The organism is Paraburkholderia sp. SIMBA_054, from assembly GCF_046534875.1.
Lineage (GTDB): Bacteria > Pseudomonadota > Gammaproteobacteria > Burkholderiales > Burkholderiaceae > Paraburkholderia > Paraburkholderia hospita.
The window spans coordinates 42,142-64,090 of the sequence record NZ_JAWRXV010000019.1 but is presented as its reverse complement, the minus strand read 5'-3'; the positions used below and the strand labels follow the sequence as shown (position 1 = coordinate 64,090).

Here is a 21,949-nt window from a genome sequence, read left to right as displayed (position 1 = left end):
CCTTTGCCCGCCAGCAGGCATCTGAAAGCAGCCGCTGTTACCATCGGTCGCTCTGCGCCAGCCGCCGTGCTTCCAGCACGCACCTTCGATTCCGCTAACAACATCACCTACGCTCGACCAGAAAGAGACATCCCGTGCATCCCACCGCTGCCCTGACTCCGTGGTCCGCCCACGACACACGCCTCATTCTCTCGTGCGCGCTCGGCCTTGCGCTCATCATCGTCTTCATCAGCGCGCTCAAGCTAGCGCCGTTCCTGTCTATCCTGATCGGCACGTTCGCCGCGGGCTTCGCCGCGCAACTGCCGCTCGAAGTCGTCGCGAGCTCTTTCAGCAAAGGCGCAGGCGCGCTGCTCGGCGACGTCGGCATCATCATTGCACTCGGTGCGATGCTGGGCGCGCTGATGGCCGATTCGGGCGCGGCCGACCGGCTCGTGTCGACGATCCTCGAACACTCGACGCCGCGTCGCCTGCCCTGGTTGATGGCGCTCGTCGCGATCATCATCGGCTTGCCGCTGTTCTTCGAAGTCGGTCTCGTGATGATGGTGCCCATCATCTTCGTGATGGCACGCCGCTCGCAGCAGCCGATCCTGCGTATCGCGATTCCCGCGCTCGCCGGCATGACCACACTGCATGCGCTATTGCCGCCGCATCCGGGTCCGCTGATCGCCGTGAGCGCGCTGCATGCCGATCTCGGCATCACGCTCGGCCTTGGGCTGATCGTCGCGATTCCCGCGGTGATCCTCGCGGGTCCGCTCTATGGCATCGCGCTGTCGAAGCGCATGCAGATCGCCGAACCGGAAGAAATGGGCAAGCTGTTTCGCGCAGGGTCGACGCAAACCGAACTGCCCGGCTTTGCCATATCGCTGGTGACGATTCTGATGCCTGTCGTGCTGATGCTCGGGCGCACGGTGGCGAAACTCGCGCTTGCAAAAGACACGCTGCTGTTCGACACGCTCGACTTTCTCGGCGAGCCGATCATCGCGCTTGGGTTGACGGTGATTTTCGCGATCGTTGCGCTCGGCTGGTCACGCGGGATGTCGCGCGATCGTGTTGGCGGCATCTTGCGCAAGAGCCTGCCGCCCATCGCGGCGCTGTTGCTGACCATCGGCGCGGGCGGCGGCCTGAAGCAGACGCTCGTCGCCGCGGGCATCAGCACGACGATCGGCAAGATCGCCGTCGGCGCGCACATGCCGCTGCTGTTGCTCGCGTGGCTGATTGCCGTCGCGCTGCGTCAGGCGACGGGCTCGGCCACGGTCGCCACTACGACGACGGCGGGCATCGTGGCGCCCGTCGTGGTGGGGCTGTCGGCGACGCACAATTCGTTGATGGCGCTCGCCATTGGTGCGGGTTCGGTGTTCTTCTGCCACGTCAACGACGCGGGCTTCTGGATGGTCCGCGAATACTTCGGGCTGCAACTGAAGCAGACGGTGTTCGTGTGGTCGATTTTGCAGACTATCGTGTCGGTGGTTGGGCTGGTGGGGACGCTGGTGTTGTGGGGTGTGTTGAGCTGACGCGATGGCTCAATCCACCACCTCCGGCGCCTCGATCGCCCGCATCAACAGCTCGAGAAACGCCTGCATCGTATGCGGCAGCGTACGGCCCGCCATCGTCTGAACCTGCAGCGTCCGCTGATGCAATTCCGCATTCGTAATCGGCACAGCGGCAAGCCCATCGACGTCGAGCCGGCTGCGCACCGTCAGATAGCCCGTCAGCGTCACGGCATCCGTGTGCCGCACGAAGCTCTGCAGTGCCGCGTGATAGTTGCTGACGAACACCGGCTCGAAGATCAGCCCTTCGAGGCTGCATGAAATATCGAACAGTTGCCGGATCGTCACGCCCTGGTTGTCCATGGCAAGCGGCCACGGCATGAGATCCTTCAACGACACCGACTCGCGCGCGGCAAGCGGATGACCGCGCCGCACCAGCGCGAAAATCGGCGCGCGCTGCGAATAGTGGACGTTGATCTCCTTCTCCGGCGCGAGGCTGAAACACACGGCGATATCGGTCGTCCCCTCCCTCACTCGCTGCGTCGCCACGGAAGGCGCGGAGACGTCGAGCTGAAAATGCGTCGACGGATATGTCTTCAGAAAATGCGCAAACACCTGCGGCAGAAAATGCGGCGCGACGCCTTCGGAACTGGCGACGCGTATCGTCGCGCGGCCCTCCTCGGCCAGCCCGCGAATCTCGCCGACCACACGCTCGGTTTCGAGCAGGCTGCGCCGCGCATAGTCGGCCAGCAGCCGTCCCGCATCGCTCAGCACCATGCCGCGCGGCCGCCGCTCGAATAACGGGGTGCCCAGTTCCTCTTCGAGCTTGCCGATCTGCCGGCTCAACGCCGACACAGCGACGAAGAGCCGCTCCGAAGCCTTGCTCAGCGACCCACTGCGGGCCACTTCCAGAAAGTAACGCAGTGCAGTGTTGTCCATGTCCGCTTTGCCGTTTCGGCAACGATTCGTGGCAAATATTGTAATTGTGCAGAAATATCGGCGACCGCACGATCGATTCGACTACTACCCCACGAATGCGCGCATACCACCGCGCGCGAGGAATAGGTGCTCAGTTGACTCGTGACATCGCCATTCAAAACGCGGCCAGCCAGTACGATTCCGGCCGATTCCTCGACGACCTGCGGCGCCGCGTCGCGTATCGCACGGAGAGCCAGGAAACCGACAGCGGCGCGCGCCTGCGCGGCTATCTCGACGACGAACTGACGCCGCTGCTCACGCAATGGGACTTCACCTGCCGCGTCGTCGACAACCCGGCGAAGGGCGCGGGCCCGTTCCTGATCGCGCATCGCCACGAAGACGACGCGCTACCGACGGTGCTCAGCTACGGCCACGGCGACGTCGTACGCGGCTACGACGCGCAATGGCGCGACGGCCTCACGCCGTGGGACGTGACCGTCGACGGCGAGCGCTGGTACGGCCGCGGCACCGCCGACAACAAAGGCCAGCACAGCATCAATCTCGCCGCGTTGAAGGCCGTGCTCGACGCGCGCGGCGGCAAGCTCGGCTTCAACCTGAAGCTGCTGTTCGAAACGGGTGAAGAAGTCGGCTCGCCCGGTCTGCACGTACTGTGCACGCAACTGCGCGACGAACTCGCCGCCGACGTGCTGATCGCCTCCGACGGCCCACGCCTGTCCGCGCATCGTCCGACGCTCTTTCTCGGCTCGCGCGGCCTCGTCAATTTCAAGCTCGAACTGACGCTGCGCGATGGCGGCCATCATTCGGGTAACTGGGGCGGCCTGCTGCGCAATCCAGGCGTGGTGCTCGCGAATGCGATTGCGTCGATGGTCGATGCGAACGGCAAGATACTCGTCGAAGGGCTGCGCCCGCCGCCCATTCCCGACTCGGTGCGGCGCGCGCTCGCCGGCATCGCCGTGGGCGGCAATCCCGGCGAACCCACCGTCGATACCGACTACGGCGAGCCCGGCCTCACGCCGACCGAGCGCGTGTTCGGCTGGAACAATCTCGAAGTGCTCGCGTTTCGCACGGGGAACCCGGAGAAGCCCGTCAACGCGATTCCGCCGTCGGCCGTCGCGTTCATGCAGATCCGCTTCGTGGTCGGCACGGACTGGCAGAAGCTGGAACCCGTCGTCCGCGAGCATCTGGACCGACACGGCTTCGCCATGGTCGACCTGGAGGTTGAGCGCGGCGCGCCCGCGACGCGCGTCGATCCCGACAACGCATGGGTCCAGTGGGCGCTGCGCTCGCTGCGTCAGACAACGGGCGACGAACCCGTGCTGCTGCCGAACCTGGGCGGCACGCTACCCAACGACGTCTTTGCCGACGTGCTCGGCATGCCGACGCTATGGGTGCCGCACTCGTATCCCGGCTGCTCGCAGCACGCGCCGAACGAGCATCTGCTTGGTCCCGTCGTGCGCGACGGACTCCGCATCATGGCTGGACTCTTCTGGGATCTCGGCGCGCAGGACACCACCGCAACCAATCCCGCACCGCATGCTTCGACAACCCTTGCATAAGGAAGTCGCAATGAACATGGATTCCGTCACCGCGCATCATCCGGGTCATTCGTCGCATGAAGCGGTTACGCAGCCGATTTCGGGCAAGAGCGTCTCGCGCCTGATCATCGCGACATCGATCGGCAATGCGCTCGAGTTCTACGACCTGATCGCCTACGGCTACTTCGCGACCACGCTGTCGAAGCTGTTCTTTCCGGCGCACAACGCGACGATCTCCCTGCTGCTGACGCTCGGCACCTTCGCGCTGTCGTACCTCGCGCGGCCCGTCGGCGCGCTCGTGCTCGGCTCGTACAGCGACCGCAAGGGCCGCAAGGCATCGCTGACGCTGTCCATTGCGATGATGACCGTCGGCACCGGGATGGTCGCGCTGATGCCCACCTACGCGACGATCGGACTACTCGCGCCCATCGGCATTTTCGTGTCGCGGCTGTTGCAAGGCTTTTCGGCGGGCGGCGAGTTCGGCAGCTCAACGGCGTTCCTGATCGAACACGCGCCAGAGCGCAGCGGCTTCATGTCGAGCTGGCAGTTCTCCAGCCAGGGCGCCAGCACGCTGCTCGCGTCGGCGTTCGGCGCGGTGCTGACGGGCATGTTGACGCAGCCGCAACTGGAAGGCTGGGGCTGGCGCATTCCGTTCCTGTTCGGCATGCTGATCGGGCCTGTCGGGCTGTACATCCGCCGGCGCATCGACGAGACGCCCGAATTCGAGCGCATCGAAAAAGCCCATTCTCCCGTGCGCGAAATGCTCGCGACGCAGAAGTCGCGCGTGCTGGCGTCGATCGGCGTACTGGTGCTGACCACGACGGCCAACTACATGATTCTCTACATGCCGACCTACGCAGCGCGGCAACTCGGTCTGGCGCCTTCGTCCGGCTTCATCGCGACGCTGATCGCGGGGCTGATCGTCACGGTGCTCACGCCCATCGTCGGACACTGGTCGGACAAGGTGGGCCGCACGCGCATCATGCTCGGCGCAGGCGCGCTGTTTTTCCTGACGGTTTATCCGGCGTTCATGTTCATGAACGCCCACCCGTCCCTGCCGACGCTGCTCGCCGCCGTTACTTGGGTCGCGCTGCTGAAGGCCACCTACTTCGCGCCAATCCCCGCGCTGATGGCCGAGCTGTTTCCGCCCCGCACGCGCACCACGGGCATGGCGTTCGGCTACAACATCGGCACGACGATTTTCGGCGGCTTCACGCCGCTCGCGGTGGCATCGCTGATCGCGGCGACGGGCAACAACCTCGCGCCGGGCCTCTATCTGATGATGGCCGCCGTATTGAGCCTGCTGACCCTGGTCTGGGCGCGGGCGCGGCTGAACGCACATTGAATCGAATCACATTGAATCGAATTCACAAGCAAGGAACAGGCACCTATGCAACACGATTTGCCGCAGGAACTCCGCGAGGCTATCCAGTTTTCGATCGACCACGAATCGCAGTGGGATCGCAACGCCGACGGCAAGTTCGGCGTGCATGTGAACGATCCGCCGCCGTGGAACCGGCTGCTCGGGCCGATTCATGACCGCGGGCCGGTGTCGGGTGCCGTGGCCGTCGATGGCCGGCTGCTCGCGACATGGGGCGAGCCGGATCGCGCCGACCTGACGTTCAGCATCGCGAAGACCTATCTCGCGCTGCTGGCGGGCGTCGCGCACGATCGCGGCCTGCTGCCCGATCCCGACGAGGCGGTACTCGTGCGTGTGCCCGGTATCGGCTTCGACGACTCGCACAACGCGTCCATCACCTGGACGCAGCTGTTGCAACAGACGAGCGAATGGCAAGGCAAGTGCTTCAGCCTGACCGATCAGGCCGATCACTATCGCGCCGTGACCTTCGGCGATCCGCCCAATGGCAAGAAGGGCGATCTGCGCCCGTTGCAGCAGCCCGGCACGTACTGGGAATACAACGACGTGCGTATCAACCAGTTGTCGCTCGCGCTGCTGCATCTGTTCGGCAAGCCCTTGCCCGAGGTGTTTCGCGAGACCATCATGCGGCCCGTCGGTGCGAGCGGGAACTGGCAATGGGTCGGCTATGACGACGCGTGGATCGACATCAACGGCACGCGCGTGCAGTCGGTGCCGGGTGGTTCGCACTGGGGCGGCGGCATGTCGGTGAGCGCGAGCGATCAGCTGAAAGTCGCGCAGATGCTGCTCGACGGCGGCGTCGCCAACGGACGCCGCGTGCTGTCGACGGAATGGATTTCGCGGATGCAAACGCCCTGCGCGCTCGCGCCGTACTACGGCTATCTGGTGTGGCTCAACACGGGTCGCCGCGTGTTTCCGGGCGTGCCGGAAACGAGCTACTTCGGCGTCGGTGCGGGCAGCTCGTTCATGTGGATCGAGCCGGAGCGGCGGATCGCGTTGATCGTGCGCTGGCTCGATTCGAAGTTCGCGGATGCGTTCTTCGGCAAGATGCTCGAAGCAATCGATACGGTGTGCACGCGATAACCGCTACGCCCATCGTATCGATCGGTCAATCCGGTGCCGGGACGTTGAATGGCTTGCCCGGCGTATGGACCCAGCTTGCGAGCACCTTCGCGCCGGACGGGCCGGCCTTCGTGACATGCACGAGATTGGCCGCCAGCGCGAACGACTCTCCCGCGCGATACACATGCGCCGCCTTGCCGTCGATCTGCACGGTGACCTCGCCTTCGAGCACGTAGCAGAGTTCCGGCCCCGTCGCCTTGTGGCGCGGCTTGGATGCATTGGGCGGAAATTCGGCGATTCCCATGCCCAACTCGCGATCGGTTTGCAAGACGGGCGCTCGTTGCAGGACGATCGTCTCCTTTGCTTCGGGCGCTTTATCGGCGGCACGTGCAGACTGCGCACAAGCACAACCGCACGTGACAAGCGCCGCTGCGATGAAACGTAAACGGTTCATCGCTGCTCCAGCGACGTCAATATCCTGTGCGCGGCGGCCACCCGGTCGAGGATCGGGAAATTCCGGTTGCCGAGAATCACGATGCCCATGTGCTTCTGCGGCACGAACGCCACGTACGAGCCGAAACCGTTCGTCGAACCCGTCTTGTTGATCCACACGTTGTCCTTCGGCGCTTCCGGCGGCTCGATCTTCGTGACGGGCGTGGCATCGAGCGCCATCGCGGGCGCGTTGCCTTCCATCAGCGAGTTCAATGCCACGGGATACGGGTATTGCTCCCAGATCAGATCCTGCGTCATCGGGCCTGCCTGGAAGTAGCCGGTATGCGTGTCGGTGATCGCGCGTTGCAGTTGCGCGTCGAGCTCAACCTGTTTCATGTTGGCTTCGACGAAGCGCAGCATGTCGGTGGCCGTCGATTTGACGCCGTACGCTTGCGGCGCGAACTCGCCGCCCGCCATGCGGATCGGTTGGCCTGTCTTCGTATAGCCTTGCGCGTAGTCGGGCGCTCTGTCGACGGGAACGTCGATGAAACTGTTCTTCAGGCCGAGCGCAGGAAAAAGCCGTCGTTCGATCAGGGCGGTGAAATCCTGCCCCATGCTCTTCGCCGTGATCATGCCAAGCGCGCCGATGCCTGGGTTCGCATATGTCCGGACCATACCAGGCGCATGGGCGGGACGCCAGGCCTTGAACCAGCGGATCATCTGATCGTCGTTCTGAATGTCGTCGGGCACCTGCAATGGCAGACCGCCCGGCGTATGCGTGCCGAGATTCAACAGGCTCACGTTGCCGAACTGCGTGCCGCGCAGCGTCGGCAGATACTTCGCTACGCTGTCGGTCAACGACAATTGCTTGTCGACCTGCGCCCATGATGTCAGCGTCGCCGTGAAGGTTTTGCTGACCGAGCCGAGTTCGAACAGCGTTGCGTCGGTGACAGGCTTGCCCGTTTCCGTCGATGCAACGCCGTAGTTGAACACCACCGCCCTGCCATCGACGATCACGCCAACGGCCATGCCGGGAATCTTGTCTTTCGTCATCAGCGGTTGAATCGCCGCGTCGACCGCACGTTTGATGTTCTCTTGCGGCGCATCGGCCGCATGGCTCGCGCCCGGGGTCATCCACATCGCGCAGAGCATGGCTGCAACGCGCGCACTCACCGTACCGAACTTCATCGCTTCGTTTCCCCTCGTTCAAATGTTCGCGACCAGCGCCCCGACCTGCGCGATCGCAGCGTCGCGCTGCGTCGAGGTAGCTTGAGTCGCGCCCGTCAGATACGCCACGACCAGAATCGGCGCGCGGCCTTCAGGCCAGATGACGGCGATATCGTTCGACGTGCCCCGTTCGCCCGTGCCCGTCTTGTCGCCGATACGCCAGGCCTTCGGCAAGCCGGCGCGCAGCCGCGCATCGCCCGTCTTGTTGCCGGCGAGCCAGGCCGTGAGCTGCTCGCGCGACGCGGCGGACAAATGCCCGCCGAGCAACAGCGCGCGCATGTCGGCGAGCATCGCGGCGGGTGTGGTCGTATCGCGCGGATCGGCTTCCGTCGCTTCGTTGAGCGTCGGCTCGTTGCGGTCGAGCCGCGTGATCCGATCGCCGATACCGCGTGCAAAAGCCGTCAGCGCCGCCGGCCCGCCGATGCTATCGAGCAGCAGATTCGCAGCCGTGTTGTCGCTGCGCGTGATGGCGGCTTCGCACAACTCGGCGACCGTCATCCCGTCGTCGCCTGCGCGCGGACCGCTGACGGGCGAATTCGCCACCACGGCCTCCTTCGAATAGACGATCGTGCGCCCAAGCTGTTCTTTGCCTTGATCCTTGCGCACCAGCACCGCCGACGCGAGCAGGAACTTGAACGTGCTGCACATCGGAAAGCGCTCGTGCATGCGCCAGCCCTGCGGTTTCGCGCTTGCCGTATCGAGTATCGCGACGCCCATGCGCCCGCCCGTTTGCGCTTCGATCCGCGCGAGCTGCTTTTCCAAAGCGCTCGCGTGCGACGCGCCGCGTTGCGCGGATGCCGCCGCGCTCGCCCCTGCGCCGAACGCATGAGCCGCAACACCAGCTAACCCACTGCCCATCAACGTAAATGTAAATGTCCGCCTCGTGACCATTGCTCCTCCTTGACGTGCCGCCACTATCGCGTTTTCGCAGCCGGGTGACAAACGATGATAAATTGCTCGATGCCCCAGAATTTCTTATGGCTCGAACATGCGACCGTATCTTCCGCTGAACGCGCTGCGCGCCTTCGAATCGTCGGCCCGGCATCTGAGCTTCACGCGCGCCGCGCTCGAACTGAACGTCACGCAGGCCGCCGTCAGCCAGCAGGTGCGCATGCTGGAGGAGCGCCTCGGCGCGACGCTTTTCAAGCGCCTGCCGCGCGGCCTCGCGATCACCGATGAAGGACTCGCACTGCGCCCTGTGCTCAGCGACGCGTTCGACCGCATCGAGGCCGTGTTGCGGCAGTTCGAAGGCGGGCATTTTCATGAGGTGCTGACGGTCGGCGCGGTCGGGACGTTCGCGGTCGGCTGGCTGATGCCGCGCCTGAAGGCGTTTCATGACGCGCATCCGTTCATCGAGTTGCGTCTGCTGACCAACAACAATCTCGTCGATCTCGCCGCCGAAGGTCTCGACTTCGCGATCCGCTTCGGCGACGGCACATGGCCCGGCTCACGCGCGCAGAAGCTGTTCGATGCGCCGCTTTCGTTGCTGTGCACGCCGGAGATTGCGCAACGGCTTCAGGCGCCCGCCGATCTCATCAATGAAAAGCTGCTGCGCTCGTATCGCGCCGACGACTGGGCAAACTGGTTCGCGGCGGCGGGCCTCGCGCCGCGTCCCGTGCGTGGCCCCGTGTTCGATTCGTCGCGGCTGATGGTGGAAGCGGCAATGCAAGGCGCGGGTGTGGCGCTCGCACCCGCTTCGATGTTCGAACGCGATCTGTCGATGGGACGTCTCGCGCGTCCGTTCGATATCGACGTGCATGCGGGCAGCTACTGGCTCACCTGGCAAAAGGCGAAACCGGCGACGCCCGCGATGCGCGCGTTCAGTCTCTGGATCGGGAAGGAAGTGGATGAAGGCGCAGCGAGCGGCGATGCGCCTGGCGAGCAGGGCTTCAGAAAGCCGCCTGCCTCGGCGCAGTGAGCACGCGTGTCGCCGCAACGGCCGCACCCGTGCGCCCGAGGTAGATCACATCTCCGTCAGATGCGCAGCCGCCGATGTTTCGCGCGGCTGTCCGCCGAGCTTGATGTGCGGCACCATCATCACCGACAGCACCGCGCCCACGCAGATCACGAAGATCGACAGGAACGTCAGATGCAGCGAGTGATGCAGCGCCGCGCGCACCATGTCGTTGCTCGAGATCGCCGCTTGCGCAGCGTTGGGCGTCGCATCGAGCAGCGAGCGCAACTGGTCGGACGTGATCGCCATGCCCTTGTAATGGCTCAACCCGAAGTTCAGCACCGCGCCGAAAATCGCCGCGCCGAGCGTGCTGCCCAGATTGCGCGAGAACAGATTCGATGCCGTCGCGGAGCCGCGTTCGAGCGGCTGCACGATCTCCTGGATCAGGATCAGCGAACTGACGCTCACGATCCCCATGCCCAGCCCCATCACGAGCGAACCGACGCCCGCCAGCACGGGCGAGCCGTCCGGTTGCAGCAGCGCAAACGCAATCGCGCCAAGCGGCAGGAAGAAGCTGCCGCCGATCATCGTGCGCCGCAGCCCGAGCCGATGAAACGACCTCGCGGTAAAGGTCGCGCCCGACGGCCAGCCGAGCATCACCATCGTCAGCGCGAGCCCCGCGACCACGGGCGATTGATGCAGCACGCCCTGCACGTACATCGGCAGGAAGGTGGTGAGACCCATCAGCGCCATGCCCGACAGTACGGTCGCCGCATTGCACGCCGCAATGGGACGATGGCTCCACAGCTTGAACGAGATCATCGGCTCCGGCACGCGCCGTTCATGCCACACGAACAGCGCGGCGCAAACCACGCACAGCGCGAATTCGAACAGCGCGCGTGTGTCGTTTTCCGAGCCGGCATCCGTGAGCGCCATCATCAGTGCGCCGATTGCGATGGTGAACAGCACGGCGCCCATGATGTCGATAGACGGCCGTTGATGGCGCTTCTCTTCGTGCAGGTACTTGATGAAGCCAAACGCGGCCAGAATGCCGATCGGCACGTTGATCCAGAAAATCCACGACCACGACAGATCGCGGATCAGGAGACCGCCCGCCATCGGACCGATCACCGCAGAGATCGCCCAGACGCTCGCGAGATAGCCCTGGATCTTGCCGCGCTCGCGCGCCGGATACAGATCGCCGACGATGGTCAACGTAACTGGCTGGATCGCGCCCGCGCCGATGCCCTGAATCAGCCGGAACACGATCATCGCGGGCATCGACCACGCAAAGCCCGCGCCGAGCGAGCCGATCAGGAAGATGACGATGCCCACCAGCACGGTCGGCTTGCGGCCGTAAAGGTCGGCGAGCTTGCCGAACACGACGGTCATCGCCGTTTGCGCCAGCAGGAACGATGAGAAGACCCAACTGTAAAGACGCAGGCCGCCTAGCTGGGTGACGATCTGCGGCATGGCCGTCGATACGATGGTGGCTTCGATGGCCACCATCGCCATCGATGCCATCACCGCCGCGATGACGAGATGACGCTTCGTCTGAGGATGAGTCGACATGGGGGGATGTAGTTGTGTGCGGCGCTGGAACGTCGAAAGCTCGCTGAAACATGATGTTTCAGGCGAACCAATCGATGCGCGCAAAGAAATGTATGCTACCGCTTAATTGCGCTGCTTGCACTTGGATTGTGCGCGCATTCACGCCGCGCCGGCGCGTGTGGGCGTCATTCGCACGCCGTTGCGAGCCGCCGCGCCAACGCCTGTGCGCCCGGCATGTCGAGCCGCAGCGACGCATACGCGTTGCGCTTCACGTCGTCGGGCAAGGTCCAGTCCCACTTTTCATTGTCGATGTTGCCAATCGCGCGCAGTGCGTCCGTGGTCTGCGCGGGCGTCAGCGCGGCGATGCGTTGCAGCGTGTCCTTTACCGAACCCGCTACGCGCACGCTAATCGTCGGCCCCTGATTCCACGCGTCGAGCCCTTCGGCGCGCAGCAACACGACCAGCGCATCGTTGATCCAGTCGCCGGACCATGTCGCCAGCACGGCGCTGCCGCCGTGCGTGAACACGGAGCGCGTAGCCAGCTCGTTCGACGCGAAATAGCGGCGTGCCTCTTCGAGTAGCTCTCGGCCCGTGGTATCGAGAAACACGACGGGCGCGCCATCCTTCAGCACATTGAACATTTCGCGCCGCACCTCGTCATGCACTAGCGAGCCGCCGCCGTCGAACACGGGAGGCACACCGCCCTGATCGGGCGTCACGTACACGGTCTTTTTGCCCGCATCGACGTCCTGCACGCGCCAGCGTTGACCGCCGAACACGAGCCCCTGTCCGGGCGCGAGTGGGCGAGAGACGGGCACCGACCCGAGCACCCTCGCCCCCGCGACGATGCGGAACTCATCGTCCGTCGAAAACGATGCATAGAACTCGTAGTGATTGACGAGCCGCTCGCCCGCCACGCCATGCAGCAGCAAGCCGCCCGCTTCCTGCACGAGCAGGTCTTTCGCGCCGAGACTGCGCAGGATCGCGGCGAACGTCGGCTTGTCGATCGTGCCGAACGGGCCTTTGGCGACGAGCGTGTCCCACAGCTCGCCTGCATTCGCGCCGCCGCGTTCGGCGATGATCGACAGAATCTGCTGCACGAGCGTCGACGGATGCATGCCGTGCGCGCGCGGCGGCTCAAACCAGCCGCGCAGCAGCAAGTTCACCATAGCCACCGATTGCACGAGACTCTCGCGCAGCCGGTCCGACAGATCGGAGCCGCTGTGCAGTTCCGCTTCGATGCAGTAGCAGCGAAGAATCGCCGCTTCGCCCTTGCGCCGACCGGAGCGCCCGAGCCGCTGCCGCAAGCTCGCCACCGACGGCGGCGCCCCCACCTGCACGACACTTTTCACCGCGCCGATGTCGATGCCGAGTTCGAGCGTCGTCGTGCAGACAGCACTTGCGGGGCGATCGCCCGCCTTCAGCGCCTGTTCCGTCTGCTCGCGCAGTTCCTTCGACAGGCTGCCGTGATGCGGCCAGAACTCGTTCGGATACCCATCGCGCTCGCAGGCGCGGCGCAACAGGTCGGCGTAAAGCTCGACCTGTCGGCGGCTGTTCGGAAAGATCAGATTGTTCGAGCCGCGCAGCACCTTGTACATATGATTCGCGACATCGACGGTGCTCGCGGGCACGACGTCTTCGAGACCCGGATTCTCGATGCCCGGCTCGAACTGGATGCGCGGCGGCTTCTCGACATAGCCCTTGATCAGAATCTTCAGTTCCTGGCCCGCGCTGCCGGACTCGATGATCTGCACGTCCTGCGCGGCGCGTGGGCGCAGAAACTCTGCCGCAAGGCGCATGTCCCCAAGCGTCGCCGACAGACCGACGCGCGGCACCTTGCGCCCGCACGCGCGATCGACGCGCCGCATCAGCGACTGCAACTGCATGCCGCGCTCGGAACCGATAAACGCGTGCAACTCGTCGACGACCACGTAACGCAACGCGGCAAACGTCGCTTCGAGCGACGCACCGCGCGTGACGAACATCGCTTCGAGCGATTCGGGCGTGATCAAAAGCACGCCCGTCGGCTTTTTTATGAAGCGGTGCTTGCGTCCCGACGATACATCGCCATGCCAGCCGGTGACGGGAATCTCCAGCGCATCGCACAAGTTGTCGAGGCGCGACCATTGATCGTTGATCAGCGCCTTCAGCGGACTGATGTACAGCACCGAGCCGCTGCACGGATCGTCGCGCAGCAGGTTCGACAGAATGGGAAGGAATGCCGCTTCTGTTTTGCCCGCCGCCGTCGCGGCCGCGATGATCACGTCGCGGTCAGCATCGATCAGCGCGGGCACCGCGCGCTCCTGCGCGTCGCGCAGCTCGGTCCAGCCCTCGCGCCAGATCCAGCGACGAATCCGCTCGTCGAGCAGATCGAAGCTGCGCGAATCAGTTGAGCCGGAAGCTTGCCAGCTCATCGTCGCTATCGGGAGCGGCGTCGTTGACGATGTCGGCCGCGCCGCCCGTGTCGCGCTCGATGTCCATGCTGCCGATCAGCTCGCGCCAGTCGGTCGACGGGTTTTGCTCCAGCACCGCGAGAAAATTGATGAACGCGGTGATCGTCGTGCGCGGCGTGCGGAAATACGCTTCGCCAAGCCGCGTCGCGCAATGCGCCATGAACGCGGGAATTGCTTCCTCGGGTACGAGCGCCTTGCTCGCGTCGCCGAATGCGTAGACGATGCGCAGCTTGTCGAGCAGCACGTAGAAGTCTTCCGGCGTCAGCGCGGCGAGGCGGATCACGGGGCCGCTGTAGTCGACGAGGCCGTTCGTCGCGAACGCGTTCTCCGCCAGCCGCGATTGCAGCGCCGCATAGCTGTAGAGGCCACGGCGCGTATCGAGCAGAAACTCCGGCGTGCCGCCGAGCACGAAGCCGACGCCTTCCGCCGTGCCTTGCAGCGAGTCGTTCAGGATGCGCAGGATCTGCTCGTAGTTTGCGTTGCGCGCCTGCACGTTCGCGAGCTTGTACAGGTTCACCATTTCATCGAGGCAGATCATCAGCCCGCTATAGCCCGCGAGCCGCACAAAACGCCCGAGCAGCTTCAACTGATCGTACATGCTCGCGTCGTCGACGATCGTCCGCACGCCGAGCGCCTGGCGCGCGTCGGTGCGGGTCGTAAACTCGCCGCGCAGCCAGCGCACGGCATCGCTCTTGAGCTTCTCATTGCCTTCTTCGAAGCCGCGGCAGTAAGCGGCGATCACGTCGGCGAAATCGTAGCCGTTCACCATCTCCGTCAATTGCGACAACTGCGCGCGGATCACTTCGTCGCTGGTGCGGCCCGTCGCCTTCGCTTCCGTCTTCGCCTGGCCGATGAACTTCTCGACCACGCCGGCCAACGCGCCGCCTTCGGGCTTCGTGCGCGTCGCCATGTTCTTCACGAGTTCCGCGTACAGCGAGCGCGCCTGGCCGCCCGACGCATGCAGCCGCCGGTCGGGGTTCAGGTCCGCGTGAACGGTGACGAGCTTTTTTTCGAGCGCGATCGCGCGTACGAGGTTCAGGAAGAACGTCTTGCCCGCGCCGTACTCGCCGACGACGATGCGAAACGACGAGCCGCCGTCCGCGACGCGCTCGATGTCCTTCAGCAACGCTTCGAGTTCGTGCGCGCGCCCGACCTGAATCAGATGTTGCCCGATGCGCGGCACCACGCCGGCGCGCAGGGATTGCAGGACCGCGTCGCGGTCCCTGGGGCGGATCGTTGTCATGCAGCCAACCTTTGTGCGACTTCCTGATTGATTTCGACGGGATCGTCTCCGTCCGTGAGCGGCTCGTCCCAACGGTCGAGCGACGCCTCGTTTACCTGTTCGATCGCGCCGTCCAGCATCAGTTCGAGATGCGACGCGGCATCGGCGAGTTCGGCGCGCGTCCACGACTCGCGCGTCACGAGCAGACGCAGAAAGGACGAATGCGCGTCGTCGAGGCCGAGCAGCGGTTCGGCTGCTGCAGGCGTTTGCGGCGTCGGCTCTGCTTGCGGTTCAGGCGCAGGCTCTTTGTCATGCGTCGCGGCCGTTGCCTGTGCCGCAAGCATGTCCTGTTCCTCGACGGCGGCCGGTTGTTCCGTTTCGGGGATGTGCACGGCTGTCACTGTCCCATGCGCTTCGTCGACGAACACATCGGCCAGCATCGACGAGACACGCGCCGTCTCTTCCTTCAGCGCGGCGATACGCGTCGCGTCGAGCACGAACTCGTGCTTCACCGCGACGGGCCTGGGCGAATGCGCGTGCTTCTTCGCCGGCTTCACGCCCGCTGGCGTGATGGCCGCGCCGCTCGCATGTTGATGCAGGTCGGTGTACAGGCGCTGCGGATCGATGCCGAGCATCCGGTACACCTTCTCCAGCAAGCGCACTTCTTCGCGCGACACGACGCCATCGGCATTCGCGGTGTGCACGAGAAACGACGCGATCGTCGCCTTCACGTCGTGCGCGAGCGGTTCCAGCTTCTTCTTCAAGCCGGCGCTCGCCGTCGGCTGTGCGAGTTGCGCGAGATTGCGCGCTTTCAGCCGCGCACGCTGCGCATCGGACAAGTGCGGCCACTGGTCGATCTGCCATTCGATCACGGCCGTCTCGCGCTGCGTCGCGTCTCCGTCCGCGCGCGCGACCGTCGCCGCCAGATCGACGATGATCGTCGCGACGTCGTACGCATCGTCGACGGGCAGTGGGTTCGCGCTGGGCGCCACGGCGAACAGCGCGATGGCGTCCGTCGGCTTCGGCGTGCGCGCGCCCAGCCGCACATCGGGTTCGACGGCGATGCCGGCTTCCGCGAGCGCGGTCGTGAATACGACGGCCTTGTCACGCGTCATCTTGCCGCCCGACTTGAAGCGCGCGAGCACCGCGCCGAACGTACTGACGGCCGTCTCGCGCGCGACTTCGGCGGCGAGTGCGTCGATCGCGTCGTGCGTCGCCTGCGGCCACAACGCGGGCGGCAGCGTCAGCGTCGCTTCCAGCGTGCCCTGCGCCTCTGGATAGCGGCCGAGATACCGGCTGTACGCGTCGAGCGCGACGGCGCTCTCGTGCATCAACAGTTGCAGCTTGTTGCGCGTGCCGTTCACAGCCGCGATATCGGGCAGACCGACCAGAAAGCCTGGCACGGGCACGTTCTTCAACGCGCGGAACGATGGCTGCGGCGACGCGTCGAGCTTCGTGCGGTTCGCGGGCAACAGCATGCCGGCGCCGAAGCGGTCGCGATACTGCCGCATGAACACGCGGTCGAATTCCTCGGGACAACGCGCAACGGCCGTGCGCCGCACCATCATCGGATCGAGCTTGACCCATGCGAGCGCCCAGTCCGCCGGCAACGGATGCTGATCGAGCGCCGCCTGGCCGAACGCGACCCGCACGTTCAGCGGCACCTGATAGCCCGTCGCGAGCCCGTCGGGCGCGGGCTGCAGATACATCCGCGTATGCCGCGACGCCACCAGCGCCAACGCGTCGATGAGCGCGCGCACATGCTTTTGCCAGCCGTAGTTCGCGTCGAGATTGAGCAGACGGCGCAGTTCTCTGGCGATCGCGTCGAACTCGTCGCCGCTCAATTTGCCCGCCGCGCCGTCGACGAGCACGCGCCGCTCCAGCCCGTAAAGGTAAAAAAACAGATAGCCGGTGTTGATGTCCGATTTCTTGCGATCGGAGGCGAGCCATTCGAGATACGTGCGGCGTTGTTCCGGCGTGAGCCCGCTATAGCTGAGCGCGACGCTGCCAAGCCCGGCTGCCGGGTCCGTGCCGTCGCGGGCGACGTCGAAGCGCGCGTCGATCACGCAGGCTTCGATCGAATCCGCGTGCAGGCGCTGCGCGTCGCCCGTGTAGAAGAAGCCTCCCGAGACCGTCAGGTCGTGGATATCGATGCTTTCGCCGGGCGCGACAAAGCGCGCGGACGAGCGCGCAGCAGGCCGCGCGCCACCGGGCGCGGGGCTGATGCGGTAAGCGTCGGCGGCTGAGCCCGCCATGTCTATCGATACCAACGGCTCGTCGTCATATGAGCCGGGAGAGCTTGTCATGAAATTGCCTGGCTCCTCGGGAGCCCTGTGAGATCCGGATGAAAACTGCGAAACAAAGCGCAATGGCTTGCCGACACGCTGCATACCGCACAACGTGTCTTTCGATGCAAGCTTGAAGGGGAACCAACGACAGCCAGCCCGGACGGGCCAGCCCACACAGCCGGCGCCAGAACGATCAGATGGCGGACATGCGCGCGCGCATCCGACGCAAGAAAGGCAAGTCCCATCGATACGCCGATGACGACAACCACGCCCCTCCCAAAACTGCTTCGCCCGCGGCTCATTGTTCTCCCGTCCACGTCGCCGGGAATCCGTTGCCCGGCGCGGTCGCGACCTTTGATTATATGTTCTTTTTCAGGATCGCTCCGATGGCGCAAAAATGGCGGTTCGGGCCTTGTCGAACAGGTATCGAAGCGAGTAATTTTGGAGTTTTGCTTACAAATGCCTTGGTGCGCAAACACACAATCCGACCCCAACTAAATCGCATATTTTGCAAGCTCATTTTGCGAACTGGAGTTACACTCGGCGACATGCGTTTAGCGCGCCGGATTCTCAATCGGGCGCGCCGAAATCTGAAATTCGGTCTTCGACGCCTTTATGCGTCAGACTTTTCGCACCGTCTCTCAGGTTCTGGACGGCCCTCGGAATGCCAGAACCTATTCACGCCAGCGGAAGCTGGCGTCTTTTTGTGCGACGTAAGAGAGGACACGTTCTGTCCTGCAACGCTCGCACCTTGCACGCCCTGCACACTTTGCGTTCCCTGCGCCGTTCCTGGCGCTGCGACAGCGAGCACGAGCGGACGGCGCCGGATCGACGCATAGGTCGCGAGCGCGAGGCCGCACCAGATCAGCCCATAGCCTGTCAGATCGACGGTCGTCAGCCGTTCGTGGAAGACCGTGAGCGCGAGGATGAACGTCACGGTCGGCGTTACATATTGCATCACGGCCGATTCCGTCATCGAAACGAGCGGCATCGCGTACGCGTAGAGCGCGAGCGGCACGACGGTCAGCGGCCCCGCCAGCATCATCAGCACGGACGCGTCGACGCCGAACGACGTAAACGCCAGAGCATGATGCGACGTCAGATAGCCGAAATAGCCGAGCGCGAACGGCATCATCACGACGGTTTCGCGCCATGTGCTGACGATCGCGTTCCGCGTCGGCCACACCTTGCGCGTGAGTCCCAGCAGCGAGAACGTCACCGTCAGCATCACGGCGAACACGGGTACGCCGCCATGCGCGTAGCACTGGACGAAGGTGCCTGCCAGCCCGAGCGCCAGCGCCGCCGCTTTCAGACCGTTAAGCCGCTCGTTCAGAAAAACGATGCCGAGCGCAGCCGACAGCAGCGGATTCAGGAAATATCCGAGACTCGCCTGTAACGCGTTGCCCGTCACGGAGGCGAGGATATACACAACCCAGTTCGCGGACAGCAAAATCGCCGGCAACAGCGCGAGCGCGAACGAGCGCCAGTCGCCCATGTGTTGCCGCAATGCGGGCTTGAGCGCTATCACGGCCGACAGCACCACGAACGACCAGAACACGCGATGCGCGAGCATCTCCGGCGCGCTCACTTCCTTTAGATGCCAGTAATACAGCGGCATCAGGCCCCACCAGCACAGCGCCACGAGCAGCGCAGCGTAGCCGGCGCCCTCCTTCTGCTTCTGATTGTTCGCGTTCATGGCTGTAGCGCCTCGTCGAGTCGGTCGATCAGAACTTCCACTTCATCCACGCCGAAAATCAGCGGCGGCGACAGGCGTAGCGAATCCGGCGCTGCGGAATTCGGCATCGCCAGCACGCCGCCGTCGATCAGATCCAGCCACACGTCGGTCATGCTCAGGTCGAGTCGCGGGTCGAGCTTGAGGCTGAGCGCGAGGCCCTTGCCGTGCAAGGTCACGCGCGAATCGAAACGGGTTGCGATGCGCTCGCCGATCAGCGCGCCCATCGCGGCCGCGTTCTCGACAAGCCGTCCGCGTTCGACGAGGTCCAGCACGATCAGCCCGCACTGCATCGCGAGCCGGTTGCCGCCGAAGGTCGAGCCCTGCACTTTCGCCTTGCCGGGCGCGCCGAACACGGCGTCGAAATCGCCGTCGTTCATCAGCACGGCTGAGAGCGGCACCAGCCCGCCCGTCAGTCCTTTCGATACGACGAGCATGTCGGGCGCCGCGGGTGCCTCGGGTGCCTTAGCGTCCATGCCGATTGCGTCGATGCCGAACCAGGTGCCCGTACGGCCGAGGCCGCAATACACCTCGTCGGCGATCAGCTTCGTTCCCGTCGAGCGGCACAGCGCCGCAAGCCGCGACGCGGTGTCCGCCGTCCAGTGCTGCGCCGCCGACGACCCCGCCACCGGCTCGAACACGACGGCAGCGATCTTGCGGCTCGCGAGTATGTCTTCGAGCGCGGCGAAGTTCTGCGCATCGACGTGATGGACGTTGCCCGGCTTCCAGCGCAGCGCCTCGGTCCAGAACGGATTGCCCGTCATGAACGATGAGAACATCGACAGGCCATGGAAGCTGTCGCGGAATGCGACGACGTCGGTGCGCCCCGTGCTCGTCATCGCGAATTTCACGGCGCTTTCGACGGCCTCCGCGCCCGTGGTCGCGAAGAACACTTTCTGGAAGCGCTGGCCGCTGAGCGTGAGCAACTTGTCGGCGAGCGCGAGCTGAGACTCGGCGCATTCGAACGGAAACACATTCACCGACGTACGCTGCAGTGCATCGGCAAAACGCGCGAGCAGCGACTCATGCGCGTGCCCCAGATTCGCCGTGCCAAAACCGGCGAGACAATCGAGCAACGCGCGGCCGTCGGCTGTTTCGATATAGCAGCCGTCGCCGCGCGCGCCCGTCATGTCGAGGCCCGCTTCGTCGAGGAACCTTTCCCAATAGGGATTGACGGGATCGAAGCGCTCAGTGCGACCGGCCCCGCGTTCAACCCCGCGTTCGTCTCCTTCGTCTGCACCGTCGTCAGATTTCAAGCGGCCTCCTGCCTTCACGAAGCCCATGAAACTGGAGTTGCGTCTGATCGCCGTAAAAGTACGCGACCGACTCCAGTTGCCGCATGTTCACTTCGAGCATGAAGAGCGCCGCTTCGAGGCTGTAGCGCTGCTCCGCCGCGCTCACGTGCGGGACGTCGGCGAGGAACAGGCGCGACAGGCTCGGATGATTCAGTTCGTCGTTCGTTTCGCCATGCTTTGCGACGATGTCGCCCGCATGTAGCGCGCTTTCGACCAACGCGGCAATGTGCTCGTGAACGGGGCTGTGCTGGTCGCGCAAACCTTCCGTGACCATGATCGACGTGAAGAATGCGGTGGGCAGGCGATGCGCCAGCACCGTGTACGCGTCGATATAGAGCGCGGTAAGCGGCAGCGGCACCGATACGCGCACCTCGGCTTCGTTCATGCCGAGCGCGACACAGGTGGCGAGTTCGAACGCTTCGTGACCGTATTCTTCCTGGAAGTACTGAAAGAGCCGCGCGCGCAGATTGCGTTTGAGGCGGCGCGACAGCAGCGGTCCAAGTATTTCGACGAAGCGGTCGGTCACGTGATACTGCTCGATGTACAGCCCCTTCACGAGCGGCGTGATTTCATGACTCGCGAGCGCGGCCGATGCATACGCGTTGCTGCCCAATTGATCGAGCGCGCTGAGCAGCAGGCGCTCGGCACGCGCGGCGAGCGCGAGACCGCTGCAGGGTTCGCTGAAACGTTCAGTATCCGCCGACGTCATGCGCCTGCCGACACGCAGCGGCGCGATCTCGACGAAATGCGCGAACGACAGCAGATACATTTCCAGATCGACGGGATCGAGCGATGCGACGCTGCGGAAATGTTCCTGCGAAATATCGTCAGAAACGGCTGTCGAGGGATGCCAGCCCACATGCCGGAACACTTCATCGAGCACGCGTTGCCACGCGAACACAAGTTCTGGCGCGTTCTGGCGCGCATACTCCAACTGGAAATGGAGCGACTGAAGCGCGAAGTTATCAGCGAACTGCGCGCTCTCCTTGCCCGAAAACGGGAACGCGCCAGGCGTCGTGTCGCGATCGTGTGCGTCGTTCGTGAGCATCTGATGGACGACGCTCAACATATGCTCGTACATCCCAAGCCGACGCCCGACAACAGCGGCGAGCCGCTGCCCGACTTCACCGCACAACGCCATCGCACGTTGCGCATCCGACGTGACACGGTCGATGCCGCTATCCGTCTCTTCGATCAGCGACAGCGCATCCAGTTGCACCGTCAGCGTGCGCACCCACCCGGGGCACGCTCCTTCGCCCAAGCGCACCCAGATATCGGACGAAGGCCGCATCAGTTGCGTGACGACCTCGGCCACCTCGTCGCGCGCGACGCCTTCGAACGACAGGTCGATGGCATCGTCGCCGACGCCAATCGTCAAGCCGTCGTAGCCCGCCGACACCTCGCACGGCACCAGCGCCGGCCGTCTGTATCGATCGATATCCCAGCGTTCCATG

The 21,949-nt window shown here is 64.6% G+C and carries 16 protein-coding genes; 5 read left to right on the top strand and 11 right to left on the bottom strand.

What is annotated here, in order from left to right; all coding sequences use genetic code 11:
* Nucleotides 1-134: 134 nt before the first annotated feature.
* Nucleotides 135-1,511 carry a gluconate:H+ symporter gene (locus SB822_RS23210; RefSeq protein ID WP_007583719.1) on the top strand — a complete coding sequence of 459 codons (1,377 nt, stop codon included), beginning with the start codon at nt 135-137 and terminating at the stop codon, nt 1,509-1,511.
* Between the two features lie 9 nt (nt 1,512-1,520).
* On the opposite strand, the gene SB822_RS23205 is transcribed toward SB822_RS23210, so the two are convergent.
* The gene (locus tag SB822_RS23205; RefSeq protein ID WP_079485358.1) at nt 1,521-2,426 is read right to left on the bottom strand and encodes a LysR family transcriptional regulator; all 906 of its coding nucleotides are present in this window, start codon (nt 2,424-2,426) and stop codon (nt 1,521-1,523) included.
* A gap of 134 nt (nt 2,427-2,560) precedes the next feature.
* Between SB822_RS23205 and SB822_RS23200 the strand changes: the two genes are divergently transcribed.
* From SB822_RS23200 to SB822_RS23190, 3 genes are read left to right on the top strand one after another with little or no spacing between them, the layout of a single operon-like run.
* Nucleotides 2,561-3,982, top strand: a complete 1,422-nt coding sequence (locus tag SB822_RS23200; RefSeq protein ID WP_090837897.1) for a M20 family metallopeptidase — start codon at nt 2,561-2,563, stop codon at nt 3,980-3,982.
* 10 nt (nt 3,983-3,992) lie between these two features.
* Nucleotides 3,993-5,306, top strand: a complete 1,314-nt coding sequence (locus SB822_RS23195; RefSeq protein WP_103153680.1) for an MFS transporter — start codon at nt 3,993-3,995, stop codon at nt 5,304-5,306.
* A gap of 45 nt (nt 5,307-5,351) precedes the next feature.
* Entirely contained in the window at nt 5,352-6,422 is a 1,071-nt protein-coding gene (locus SB822_RS23190) for a serine hydrolase domain-containing protein (RefSeq protein WP_086915734.1), read from the top strand.
* Nucleotides 6,423-6,447: 25 nt separating this feature from the next.
* On the opposite strand, the gene SB822_RS23185 is transcribed toward SB822_RS23190, so the two are convergent.
* From SB822_RS23185 to bla, 3 genes are read right to left on the bottom strand one after another with little or no spacing between them, the layout of a single operon-like run.
* Nucleotides 6,448-6,855, bottom strand: a complete 408-nt coding sequence (locus SB822_RS23185; RefSeq protein ID WP_079499673.1) for a cupin domain-containing protein — start codon at nt 6,853-6,855, stop codon at nt 6,448-6,450.
* A complete protein-coding gene (ampC, locus tag SB822_RS23180; protein ID WP_090837848.1) occupies nt 6,852-8,021 on the bottom strand; it encodes a class C beta-lactamase in 1,170 nt (389 codons plus the stop codon). The genes SB822_RS23185 and ampC overlap by 4 nt, the downstream gene beginning before the upstream one ends.
* Nucleotides 8,022-8,039: 18 nt before the next feature.
* Nucleotides 8,040-8,918 carry a class A beta-lactamase gene (gene bla / locus SB822_RS23175; protein WP_407671762.1) on the bottom strand — a complete coding sequence of 293 codons (879 nt, stop codon included), beginning with the start codon at nt 8,916-8,918 and terminating at the stop codon, nt 8,040-8,042.
* Between the two features lie 130 nt (nt 8,919-9,048).
* Here bla and SB822_RS23170 point away from each other — a divergent pair, with 130 nt between their 5' ends.
* Nucleotides 9,049-9,978 (top strand): LysR family transcriptional regulator, encoded by a 930-nt coding sequence (locus SB822_RS23170; protein ID WP_079485337.1) that lies wholly within the window; start codon nt 9,049-9,051, stop codon nt 9,976-9,978.
* A gap of 45 nt (nt 9,979-10,023) precedes the next feature.
* Here the strand turns inward: SB822_RS23170 and SB822_RS23165 are convergent, their stop codons facing one another.
* From SB822_RS23165 to SB822_RS23135, 7 genes are all read right to left on the bottom strand, one after another.
* Nucleotides 10,024-11,526, bottom strand: coding sequence for an MDR family MFS transporter (locus SB822_RS23165; RefSeq protein WP_007583710.1), 1,503 nt, complete (start codon nt 11,524-11,526; stop codon nt 10,024-10,026).
* Nucleotides 11,527-11,690: 164 nt separating this feature from the next.
* Nucleotides 11,691-13,919 carry a DEAD/DEAH box helicase gene (locus tag SB822_RS23160; protein ID WP_090837856.1) on the bottom strand — a complete coding sequence of 743 codons (2,229 nt, stop codon included), beginning with the start codon at nt 13,917-13,919 and terminating at the stop codon, nt 11,691-11,693.
* Nucleotides 13,891-15,201, bottom strand: a complete 1,311-nt coding sequence (locus SB822_RS23155; protein WP_007742637.1) for an ATP-binding protein — start codon at nt 15,199-15,201, stop codon at nt 13,891-13,893. Before SB822_RS23155 ends, SB822_RS23160 begins: the two co-directional genes overlap by 29 nt.
* A complete protein-coding gene (locus SB822_RS23150; protein WP_090837858.1) occupies nt 15,198-17,486 on the bottom strand; it encodes a TerB N-terminal domain-containing protein in 2,289 nt (762 codons plus the stop codon). The genes SB822_RS23155 and SB822_RS23150 overlap by 4 nt, the downstream gene beginning before the upstream one ends.
* A gap of 595 nt (nt 17,487-18,081) precedes the next feature.
* Nucleotides 18,082-19,164, bottom strand: coding sequence for an EamA family transporter RarD (rarD, locus tag SB822_RS23145; protein WP_090837860.1), 1,083 nt, complete (start codon nt 19,162-19,164; stop codon nt 18,082-18,084).
* Nucleotides 19,161-20,456 (bottom strand): aspartate aminotransferase family protein, encoded by a 1,296-nt coding sequence (locus tag SB822_RS23140; RefSeq protein WP_244144667.1) that lies wholly within the window; start codon nt 20,454-20,456, stop codon nt 19,161-19,163. The genes rarD and SB822_RS23140 overlap by 4 nt, the downstream gene beginning before the upstream one ends.
* Entirely contained in the window at nt 20,446-21,948 is a 1,503-nt protein-coding gene (locus SB822_RS23135; RefSeq protein ID WP_090837864.1) for a hypothetical protein, read from the bottom strand. Before SB822_RS23135 ends, SB822_RS23140 begins: the two co-directional genes overlap by 11 nt.
* Nucleotide 21,949 lies beyond the last annotated feature (1 nt).